General features: G+C 67.8%; 8 protein-coding genes. 5 read left to right on the forward strand and 3 right to left on the reverse strand.

The genetic code is table 11. From position 1 onward, the window contains the following. On the reverse strand, positions 1-374 hold a 374-nt coding region (locus Ae505Ps2_RS32945), incomplete at its 3' end, for a hypothetical protein (protein WP_212567744.1). Positions 375-2112: 1738 nt separating this feature from the next. Here Ae505Ps2_RS32945 and Ae505Ps2_RS29770 point away from each other — a divergent pair. From Ae505Ps2_RS29770 to Ae505Ps2_RS29790, 5 genes are all read left to right on the forward strand, one after another. Next, a complete protein-coding gene (locus Ae505Ps2_RS29770) occupies positions 2113-3432 on the forward strand; it encodes a hypothetical protein (RefSeq protein WP_075554419.1) in 1320 nt (439 codons plus the stop codon). Then, a complete protein-coding gene (locus Ae505Ps2_RS29775) occupies positions 3429-5729 on the forward strand; it encodes an FtsK/SpoIIIE domain-containing protein (RefSeq protein ID WP_075554420.1) in 2301 nt (766 codons plus the stop codon). The genes Ae505Ps2_RS29770 and Ae505Ps2_RS29775 overlap by 4 nt, the downstream gene beginning before the upstream one ends. A gap of 212 nt (positions 5730-5941) precedes the next feature. After that, complete coding sequence (locus Ae505Ps2_RS29780) at positions 5942-6346, forward strand: hypothetical protein (protein WP_139320310.1); 405 nt, start codon at positions 5942-5944, stop codon at positions 6344-6346. After that, positions 6343-6777 (forward strand): hypothetical protein, encoded by a 435-nt coding sequence (locus tag Ae505Ps2_RS29785; protein ID WP_075554422.1) that lies wholly within the window; start codon positions 6343-6345, stop codon positions 6775-6777. Before Ae505Ps2_RS29780 ends, Ae505Ps2_RS29785 begins: the two co-directional genes overlap by 4 nt. Beyond that, positions 6774-8009 carry a DUF3631 domain-containing protein gene (locus Ae505Ps2_RS29790; protein WP_249265429.1) on the forward strand — a complete coding sequence of 412 codons (1236 nt, stop codon included), beginning with the start codon at positions 6774-6776 and terminating at the stop codon, positions 8007-8009. Before Ae505Ps2_RS29785 ends, Ae505Ps2_RS29790 begins: the two co-directional genes overlap by 4 nt. Positions 8010-8486: 477 nt before the next feature. Here Ae505Ps2_RS29790 and Ae505Ps2_RS29795 read toward each other — a convergent pair whose 3' ends face one another. Together Ae505Ps2_RS29795 and Ae505Ps2_RS32950 are read right to left on the reverse strand one after the other, a co-directional pair. Then, positions 8487-9461 (reverse strand): replication initiation protein, encoded by a 975-nt coding sequence (locus Ae505Ps2_RS29795; RefSeq protein ID WP_075554423.1) that lies wholly within the window; start codon positions 9459-9461, stop codon positions 8487-8489. A gap of 1195 nt (positions 9462-10656) precedes the next feature. Then, positions 10657-11023 (reverse strand): hypothetical protein (locus tag Ae505Ps2_RS32950; RefSeq protein ID WP_212567745.1); only part of this gene is annotated, 367 nt, incomplete at its 5' end.

Here is an 11023-nt window from a genome sequence, read left to right on the forward strand (position 1 = left end):
CCCCGGTGGTTCCACCTATTATTTCCCATGTTGATGACCTGCATCGGTGCGTTCACTACCGCGGCCACCACCTGATCATTCTTGATATTGTGCTTCCAGAAAACCTTGTCAAATCCGAATCCCTCATTCGGAGTCTCCGCATACCAGTACCCTCGCCGATAGAACACCGGGTCGCCGACAGAGTTCGTAAAAACCTTCCGCACATACGCCTGATACAACACAGGAGGCTTCGGACGCGCCGCCATCACTCCAGCCTCCGGCGGACTGCTCGCAGCTGCCGAAACGCCCACAACAGAAAGCAAACACGCCAACACTACCGCCAGAACCACCCCAGACCGGAACATAACTCGCAAACCACGACTTCTCAAACTCATGCATCGACCCTAGCCGCCACATGCCCACCGCCTAATCTCCCACTCTCACGCACACAACGTGACTACAGAAACACTCCACGTACAACACCGCGGCCGTATCCCCCGGACTCGTCACTAAAAATGCATTGAACTTCGTGCCGAACCCCCTCAGGCGCTCCACGCCTCTGGCTGGGTGCCGCTGGGCCCGCCACCCCCAACCCGCAGGTCACACCCCCACACCCGACCGACAACACCCCAGGACCCCATCAACGCCGCTTCGCAGGCGCTTCCAGCCACTTCAAAGCCACATCAAAGCCGCTCTCTGGCCCCGGCGGGCCGCTCCGACGCCGCCTCCCGACGCTCCCGAGACCGCCCCCGGCCACCTCCAGCCCGACCCCAAGACGCCTGACCGCCACGACGGAAGCCCGCTCACCAGTTCAAGACACCGTCACAGAAAAGGCAGCACTGCGGCGTCGTCAAGAGCACGAGGAACTCCGCCCCGCGGAAATCCCGGGCATGATCCAACCCCGATCAAGCGGTGGCCCTCAGCGCCCTCAACGGCGATCCGATATCCAGAGAAGAAACACGCCAGGGAACGACCGATGCACTAGTCACGCCACGACGAAGAACCTTTCATATGCCATCCGGAAATCCCCCGCCGACACAGCGCATGACCCGCGACCGTGGAACACCGCCCGAACAGTCACGCAGAGTGACATTTCGGGGGATGTCCCGAAACGGCCCCTCATCCGGGGCGATCCGGTACATCCGGTACAGGACGACTATTTCCGCAGGTCATGGCCGCTTTTTCCCTGCACCGGATCGAGGGGGGTGTACCGGATCGATCCGGTACACCCCCCTCGCTGATAGGCCGTCTACGCGCCCAGAAGATCACCCTGTGGCGGTCTGACCAGCAAAGATAATTCTCGATATACCGTCGCAAGCTGTCCGTCACGTTCTGTGACTGAATCCGAGACGGGGAGGGCCCGGCGAGATCGGCGCGAGGTGGGGGCTTGACAGGCCCGCCGGGGGCGTGTCTTCCTGGATAGGCGACTCCGCCGCCCGGCGGGGCTGCGGCCATCACTCCGGCCTAGAGAACCGGCGTGGTGGCCTAACCAAACGACCTGTAGGGACAGGTGATTGGCTATGGGCCATGCTGCCCTGAGCACGTCCGCGCATCCAGTGGCGGGTGGAAGGTTCCTTCCATCTCCCGCCGACGATCCCGCCGCAACAGCCCCTGATACCAGTGTTGACCTGGGATTTCCCGGGTCTGGGTGGTGCCCGGACGGGTTGACCGAGGAAGCGATTGATCGCCTCTACGGCGACCTCCTCCACGACCACGACGACCCCGACAGCCTCGGCGAGTCAAGCGCTGAGGCGTCCGGTGACGCGGCTGGGCTGGTCGTGTTCTTTTCCCCGCGGGTTCTTGCTGGTCAGGCCCGTGTCGCGGGTGGTGAGGCGGCATGAACGCCCTACTCCGCACCACAGCCCGGGGCCTGGCCGACCGGGCCGCCGAGATCACCATCGTCGGCGGTCTCGGCGCCGCGACCATGTGTCTGACCTGGTGGTTCACCATCCCGACCGTCCTCGCGACGGTGTGGTGGGCGTCGGTCGAGGTGCGCCTGCGGCGCGCCCACCGCGCCGCACCAGCCTCGAACAGGGCCGCCGACCTGCCGTCGACAGCGACCCGCTCAGCGGCCACTGAGCCGCCCCCTGCGCCGGTTTCCGCCGGTCAGACAGGTGCAGGGAGGGCCGGGGCATGACCACCACGAACTCTTCCCCGCACTCGTGGGCCTCCACCCGTGCTGCGGAACGTCGGGAGACCCGCGCCCTGGAGGCGCGTCTCGCTCGTGAGGATGCCGACGCCGCCGCCCGGCGTCGTATCGAGGTCGAGACCGCCCGCGGGGACAAGGCCCGCGCCGACCGCGACCACGCCGACCAGCGCCGCGTCGAACGGGCCGCAGCACGCACCCAAGCCCGGGCTGCCCGCCGAGCGAAGGCTTTGACCTGGGCATCCACCCACGTCGTGGAACTACTGATCTACCCGATCGCGCTCCTGTCCTTCGCTCTGGCCGCACCCGCGATGGCCGCCTACGGCGCCACTCTCTACGGCCCACTCGGTGTGCTGCTGGCCGGGATCACCGAACTCGGCATGTGGGCCTTCGCCCTCGCAGTGGTCGCCTCCCGCCACCAGCACCCGCACCGGTCGGTCGCCGGGTTGCAGGCCGGGGTCGTCGTGTTCGCCCTCGTCGCTGCCGGGATGAATCTGGCCCACGGCCTCCACCAGGGCCCCACCGCCGCACTGGTGATGGCGGTCGTGTCCATCGCCGGAGTCCTCGCCCACCAGCTCACCTTGGCCGGGACACCCCGGTCCCGGACCGAACGACGAGCCCAGCGCCAGGCCGCGCGCTTGGAGCGACTCGTCGAGGTGAAGACCGACCGCGCCCGCCGCCTCGCCGTCGCCGACGCCACCGCGGTCATCGGCCCGGACGGCACCGCTGAACTGGCCTACCGGCCCGGCACCTACCGAATCGCCCGACGCGCCCTCGCCCCGACCGGCCCGATGACCGCGACCGCGACCGCAGCCGCCGAAGGCCAGGACAGCGACGGGGACGGTGACTGGGATGCCGATTGGGATGCGGCCCTGGACGCGCTCACCCACGGCCACCTCTACGACCCGTGGACCGACCCCGACCTCCCCTCACGGGTCGACCCGTGGGTCGACTCCCACCTCGACGATGATCTTGGCGGCGGCGTCGACCTCCTCGACCCACCCACCGAGGAATCGGGCCGGGAGTCGGGTGGGGAGTCGAGGCCTGACCAGCAACAGTCGAGGCCGCCAAGATCATCGTCGAGGGCCGGGGTCGACCCCGACCATGATCATGAAACCGCCTCGACTCCACGGTCCCTGAACGATCTTCGCCGTCAGCTCCGGGCAGCCCTCGGCCACGGCCGGGTCGACCCGACCTCGGCCGAATCCATCCGCCGCGTGCTGCGCTGCTCCGCCGCACGCGCCCGCCACCTCCGCAACGAACACCGCGACGAACACCGCGACGAAAACGGCGGAGGCCAGCGATGAACCACGACGACGGTCAAGGATCTGGTGGCGCCAGCCCGACCCACCACGACAGAGACGACGCGCTGGCGCCGGTCATCACCCTGCACCACCACACCAACACCACCAGCACCGACACCGGCACCGGCACCGACCGGCCGGTCGTGGTCGACGGCGAGGTCATCGACGGCGAGGTCGTCAGTACTTCTACCGAGACCACCAGCGGGACGCTCGTGCGATCACGGCGGGAGCTCTACCGCTGCGACGTCACGTCGGCACACCGTCACACCGTCGCTGTCGCCACCTCGACGACCACCGTCACAGCAGCAAAAAGCCTGGTCAGGCACAGCTTCTACGTGCTGTCCGGGGCTGGGGTCCTCTGGACCCGGTGGCGCGACACCCACGGCACCACCCGCTACGAACGCCAGATGCGGGCCGCGGAAGCCGCCTGCGACCAGGACCGCTTGCTGGAATGGGAGGCCCGCGACACCGCCGAGAAGGCCCGCCGGCATGGGCGGGTCATGGACTGGATCAACGCGCCGCTGGCGTGGCTGAAAGCCGCCGGGGCCGCGGTTCTGGGTGTGATCGGCCTGCTCGTCGGGCTCGGGGTCGTCCTCGCCCTCGCCTCCCGAGACATCACCCAGGTCATCGGGCCGGTCGTCGCCGTGATCGACGCGGTCGCCTGGACCGTCACCTTCGTAACCGTCTACGCCACCGCCCTGGGCACGCTCGCCCTGACCGGGCTCGTGGCCGGGTTGTGGGCGCTCGGCCACGCCCGCACCGAGCCACCCACCTGGGTCGCACCCGCCGCCGCCGACGAGGACGAGCCCGGCGGCCGGGACGTGATCCCCGACGAACGCGCCGTGGTCAACGCCCTACGCCACCTCGCCCTGCCCGCCCTCAACACCAAGTTCAAGCAGGGCTGGGCCCCGCGCTGGATCCTGCCCCCCGTCCACGACGGGCGCGGCTGGCACTGCCAGTTCCTGCTCCCCGAAGGCGTCACCGTCGACATGCTCAACCGACGCAAAGACGTCCTCGCCCACAACCTCCTCCGCCTACCCGTCGAGGTCTGGCCCACCGAACCCCGCAACCACCCCGGCGTCCTCGACCTCTGGGTCGCCGACCAAGGCTCGTTGACCCGCCCCATCCCACCCTGGCCACTGCTCACCGAAGGCACCACCGATTACTTCACCGGCGTCCCCATCGCCCTCGACACCCGCGCCAACCTCGTCACCGGACGACTCTTCGCCACCAACTGGGGCGTGGCCGGGATGATGGGCTCCGGGAAATCCGCCCTGATCATCACCACCCTCGCCGGCGCCATCCTCGACCCACTCGTCGAGATCGACATCTACTGCATGGCCCACAACGCCGACTACGACCCCTTCCGGCCCATCGCGCGGACCCTGCACGTCTCCGACGACCCCGACGACCTCCCCACCGTCCTCCACGGCCTCACCACACTGCTCTCCGAACTGTCCCAACGAGGACGGAAACTGTCCGCAGCAGGCGAACCCAAGCTCACCAGGAAGCTCGCGGCCGCCGACCCGACCATGCGCCCCCGGGTCGTGGTCATCGACGAATGCCAAGAACTGTTCCTCTCCCCCGCAGGGGAGCAGGCAGCCGAACTGGTCACGAAGATCGTCGCCAAGGGCCGTAAGTACGGAGTCACACTCCTGTTCGCCACACCCGCCCCCTCGGCCGACAGCCTGCCGCGGGCAGTAGCGAAAGTCCTGTCCAACCGGGCCTGCTTCGCCATCGGCGACCACCACGGCAACGACGCCATCCTCGGCACCGGGAAACACACCGCAGGCATCACCGCCACCGGCCTCCGCCCCGCCACCACCAACCCCGACGGCAGCCTCGACCCCGGCGACATCGGCACCGCCATGACCAGCGGATTCACCACCCACGACGGACTCATCCGCTGCTTCCACATTCCCCGCGGCGACGGCGTCGACCAGCTCACTCCCATCATCGACCGGGCCCTCGCCCTCCGCCGCGACACCGGACTCGACACCAGCACGGCGACACCACCGGCACCACGTCGGGACCTCCTCGACGACCTGCTCCACGTCATGGCCGGCCACACCCGGATGCGCACCCAGGAAGCACTCGCACTGCTCGCTGCACTCGACCGCGGCCACTACGGAACCTGGACCTTCGAGCGCCTGGCCGACGAACTCCCCGACGCCGCGAAGCCCTACAAGACCGGCGGCACCAAACAAGTCTCCACAGACCGCATCCACGAAGCCCTCACCGACCGCCAAACAGTCACCGACAGTGACGAACACGGTGAGCGGGGCGCCCCTCTGAACTGAGGGGCCCACCGAGGGACCCGTGAGGGACCCAGGGACTTCTCCCTCCCGGGTCCCCCACGGGTCCCTCCCCAACCTGACCTGCACAGACAGTCACCCAGGGACCCCAGGGACCCACCGTCCCCCACCACCCCCACACCCCTCACACGACCAGGGAAAAGACACCCCGACGGGTCCCTCCCTCCTCTTCGGCATGCCCACAACAGGAGACACCCATGCCCACACCCCATCACACACAGTCACCACGATCGGTGCTGCCGCACCCGCCGACACACCTGTCCGGCAGCGGCCCGGACGCCCGCAACGAGGTCCTGGCCGAGCGGGCTGAGGCGCTGGAGGTGATCGGGTTCGTCGATCCGGCCGTCCTCGCCGCCGTGCTGGGCCGGTCCCAGCCGACCGCGCCGCTGCTGGTCGCCGCGCGGGTCGGGGTCGAGGTCGCCGACCTGCGCCACGCCCACTGGATCGCCCTGCGTGACACCAGCAAGCAGGTCTCCGCCGCCTACACCGCCGCCGGCCTCGCCCGGCAGCCCTCCCTCACCGAGTTGATGCGGCGCCGCTACCCACCGAACGGCGACATCGACGAATGGATCCACACACCCACGGCCCGGACCGCGGCATGACCACCCCAGCCACCACCACGACCACCACGACCACGGCGGTGGGTGAGCAGCTGGTCGTGGGCAAGTCGACCCGGACCACAGCCCGCCCCAGCGGGCGAGGACCGGAAGCGACGCGGCAGCACCGCGTTCCCCCGCCCCGGTCGTCGTCGCGGCTCGCTGTCCAGGTCGCTGTCCAGGTCACTGACGGCCGTGAACTCGCCGTCCTCGTCGACGGCCCGTGGCGGGGGCGCTGGTACTGGCGGGCCGACCTCGACGCCATGCAAACCGCCGCACACCGCTACCCGCACGGACATCCCGCCGCAGAACTCCGCACCTACGTCCCGACCGGTACCTGGACCGAGCACCCGACCGAGCCCGAGGTGACCGGCCGCGTCTGGCGACACCACCCGCACACCACCCGCCCCGCGACGACCACCAGGAGGAACCCGTGAACACCCACGAACCCGCAGGTCAGGGTCTAGGTGCCGAAACGGGCACCAAGACCGACACCACACCCCTGGCAGCGTCCGACACCACCAGCCCCGCCCCGGTCGGGGCGGTGATCCTCGACGACCTGGAAGCGGCGCTGCGGTGCTACGTGTCCCTGCCCTCGGAGGCCGCCGGGGTCGCCGTGGTCCTCTGGATCGCCGCCACCCACGCCCAACCCGCCTGGGCGCACGCCCCCCGCCTGGTCATCCGCGCCCCGGAGAAGCGCTGCGGCAAATCAAGGCTCCTCGACGTCGTCGAAGGCGCCTGCCACGACCCGTTCATCACCGTCAACGCCACCGCAGCCGCGGTCTACCGATCCATCACGCAAGATCCACCCACGATGCTGGTCGACGAAGCCGACACCATCTTCGGACCCAAAGCCGACAACCACGAAGACCTCCGCGGCCTCCTCAACGCCGGACACCAACGCAACCGGCCCGCGAAACGCTACGACCCGCACAAAAACCGGGTCGAAACGATCTCCACCTTCGCCATGGCAGCGTTGGCCGGGATCGGACGGATGCCCGACACCATCGAAGACCGCGCCATCACCGTCCAGATGCGCCGCAGAACCCCCGGAGAGACCGTGGCGCCGTATCGGCACCGACGCGACCGCCCACGCCTTCAGAAGCTCTCTCAGCGCCTGCATGGCTGGTTGCGGGACGACCTGCCTGCCTTGGAGGCGGCCGAGCCGGTCATGCCCGTCGAAGACTGCACCGCCGACACCTGGGAACCCTTGATCGCCATCGCCGACCACGCCGGAGCCGACTGGCCCGACCGGGCACGCACCGCGCTCCTCATGCTGCAGGACGAGGGCGACGACGACCAGTCCGAACGCATCCGCCTCCTCGCCGACTGCCACACCGCCTTCGGCGACGAGGCCGCGATACCCACCGCGCAGCTCCTCCGACACCTCCGAGCCGACCCCGAGGCGCCGTGGGCCGACTACGGACCACGCGGAGACGGACTCACCGCACGACAGCTCGGGAAACTCCTGAGCGAGTACGGCATCCAGTCAGGAACCGTCCGCTTCACTCAAGGCCGAGCCAAGGGCTACCGCCGCGATTCGTTCGACGACGCTTGGGCTCGCTACACACCTGAACTTGTCACCGACAGTAACAGTCCTGGTGGGCCCCCCAGAGAACCAGCATTAACACTGGTCAGAACGCCACGGGATGATCTTCGGGGCGCGTAGACAAGGTCGTCGCTGAGGGGGGTGGCACGGATCGATCCGTGCCACCCCCCTCTATCCGTGACAGGAGAATCCTTATCTGACCTGCATGGATGCTGGATCGTCACGGATGTCACGGCTCGTCACGGATAGGGGCCCGTCTTGGGACATCCTCCGAAATCTCACTCTGCGTGGCTGCTTGGGCGGCGGCCCGATGAGGCGCGCCGCACCTCGTCAGGGCTTCAGTCCATTCGCCGTTGCGGCGGGCGTCGTAGAGGAGTCGGCAGACCGTCCCACGAGGGAAGCCGGTCTGTACGGCGATCGCGGCGCAGGTGAGCCCCTGGAGCTTGAGGCGCACGACGGTGGCACGACGATCCCGAGCGCGGGCAAGGAACTCCTCACGAGGCTCGGCCATCATTCGCACAACGGTGGCGCGAGTGACCCCGAACTGCTCGGCCAGCTCACGGCCGGTTTTGGTTCGTCGTTTCGCAATTCGCGCGGTCACGAGTAGGCCGCCCTAGCCATCGCCTCCTGGCGACACAGAGACTCTGCGTGCTGTTCCCTCCCGCGCACGAGTCCGCCGGGTCGGCTGTTTCCGGCAAGTCCGCCGGGTCGGCTGTTTCCTGCGAGTCCGCCGTTGCGTCCTGATCCTTTGCGTCCGCGGGCGGCTTGGATGGCTCGGAATGCTTGATCGTAGGCGGCGGGTCCGTCGTTCCACATCCGGGAGTAGCGGATCGTCCAGTCGCCGATGGATGTGGAGATGTGCCCGAGTTCGGTGACGCCGAGGGGGACACCGAAGTCGGCGTTGCGGATGGCGACTTCCCGCGCGATCGCGGCGCGGTAGCCCTCAGGGTCGCCCCAGTGGTGGCGCATCTCCCGGTAGGCGTAGTGCCGGACGCCGTGGAACAGGGTTTCGTTGCGGGAGTGCCCGACCGGGGTGCGGCGGCGTTGGTTGTGCCAGCCACGTCCGGGCATGTGCCCGGCCGGGGTGAGGATTCCACCGAGCCGGTCGAGGGTGGAGGTGTTGTCGTGGATGAAATGGGTCATCCAGCGGGGGTGGAACGGGTTTTTGATCAGCCGGGCCGGATAGTGCGGGTCACCGCCCACGGCGCGGCGTAGTGCTTCTTCGATGGACAGGCCGTAGCGGACCGATCGGCGGGATCCGTAGTTGGTGAGGTTGATCGGGGTCGTGATGGCCCAGGCGGCGTGAGCGTGCCCGTTGACGGGGTTCTCGATGATCACGTTCGGTGGCGGGTGGTTGTCGACGGTGGAGACCATCCGCAGGACCGCGTCGGGGTGATCGACATCGACACCGATCAGACCCCACACCTGGCGGGGGTGCAGCTCGACGTGCTGACGGGTCATCGCCACCTCGCGGGTCTGCCGCCACACGCCGTCGTCGAAGGCGTCCGCGGCGAGTGGGTACCGCGACGTCCACAAACGCTCCCAGATCGCCGTAGCCGCCTCGAACGGCATACCCCCGACTAGGTAGCCCGGGCCCAGGTTTTCGTCGCTCACAGAGCCTCTGAGGGCTTCTTGGCTGGCCGTGGGAGGAGCGAGTAGCGGCGGTGCGGGCACGAGGCCCCTCCCAGGGGGGTCCGAGGCACCTTCGGAGGGGTGCCGGTTCAAGGCTTCAAGGCATTGAGCTTCGCCCTGTGTCTGATGGTTCGCGGCTAGCCGCGAACGGCCCGCCCTCGCGGGCGCTCGGGCGAAACACTGACTTGGTTGTTGCTGCTGCTGTGGCACTCGAATCATTCCAGGTCGCAGGCCCGGCTGTCTCGAACTCCCAGGTCAGCCGGGCGTGTCACCCACCCCGACACCACCCCACACCGGGACTCGACCAGCGCACCTTCCAGTACCAGCCGGACGGGCGGACAGGCGGACGGGCCGAGTGTTTTCTCCGAGAAAACACATAACTTGCTCCGCCGCAGGCGGCAGCACCCAGACCACACCCCGCCCCGGACCGAGCCCACCACCAGACCCCAGACCGGCACCCGCACCGAAAATCATCAGATGATGCATAGGTCCTGTGGGTCTTGGTCTTGAGCTTGAGCGGCGACACCAGCCGCGACGACGGCTCGGCCGACCGATCCACGGTCAACCACCCAGACCACAGGACCTATGCATCCGCCGATGACCTCCGGCGCGGGCGCGGGCGCGGCCGACGGTGCTGCCGCGCCGCTTCCGGTCCTCACCCGCCCAGGGGCGGGCTCCGGTCCGGATCGACTTGCCCACGAACCACTACCGGATCGACACCAACCGAGGACCCGCCACCACCGACGGCCACCCCTGCTCCGGGACATCGCCCCACCACCGCCGACCATCCGGAGCAGTCCACTTAATCTCAGGCACACCGGCACAAACCGGGACGCCATAGAACATATGGAACGCATACCCCCCGGCGGAACTGGACGAAACTCCCCGCTGAGCTGGATCAAGAGGAGCCCCAGTCGACGGGCAGATGTGCAAGTCCGCGAACCGTCCACCCAACGCATCCCCGTCAAGCTGATACATAAATATCAACGATAAGTCGCGGGCGACCCAACACTCTTCGACAGCCAGGTCACTGGGACTCGACGCAACGTAGAGACGTACTGTCTCGACAAAGGATTTCGCCACAGCACCAGCCCACTCCCCCGGGCCGACATCTGCGAACTCTACATCAGTAAATTCAGTCACCCTGCTGTCCTCCCGGACCAGGATACGGGCCATTGTAAACGACCTCCTCCTGACCATGATCCATTCTTGCCGGGCCTTCGTACATGACCCGTTCCCCATCCGGGCCCATATACACAATCTGCTCCCGTTCCTCGTCAGGATTCACGCCTGGAGCCGACCGAGCCGGGCCACCAAAGACCTGATTTATCCACTCCGGGCAACGAGGTCGGTCCTTCCCGAACTCACAGAACGCAGTCACCACCCCAAACATCCCCGACTTTGGAGCGAGTTTAAACGGATTGTAGTCAATCGCGACCAGAACCCGCACCCGCTCAACTACCGTACAGCCACTGAGCTTGCACACGCGTCGATCAAATTCA

This window comes from Pseudonocardia sp. Ae505_Ps2 (genome assembly GCF_001932425.1).
In the GTDB taxonomy this organism is placed as follows: domain Bacteria; phylum Actinomycetota; class Actinomycetes; order Mycobacteriales; family Pseudonocardiaceae; genus Pseudonocardia.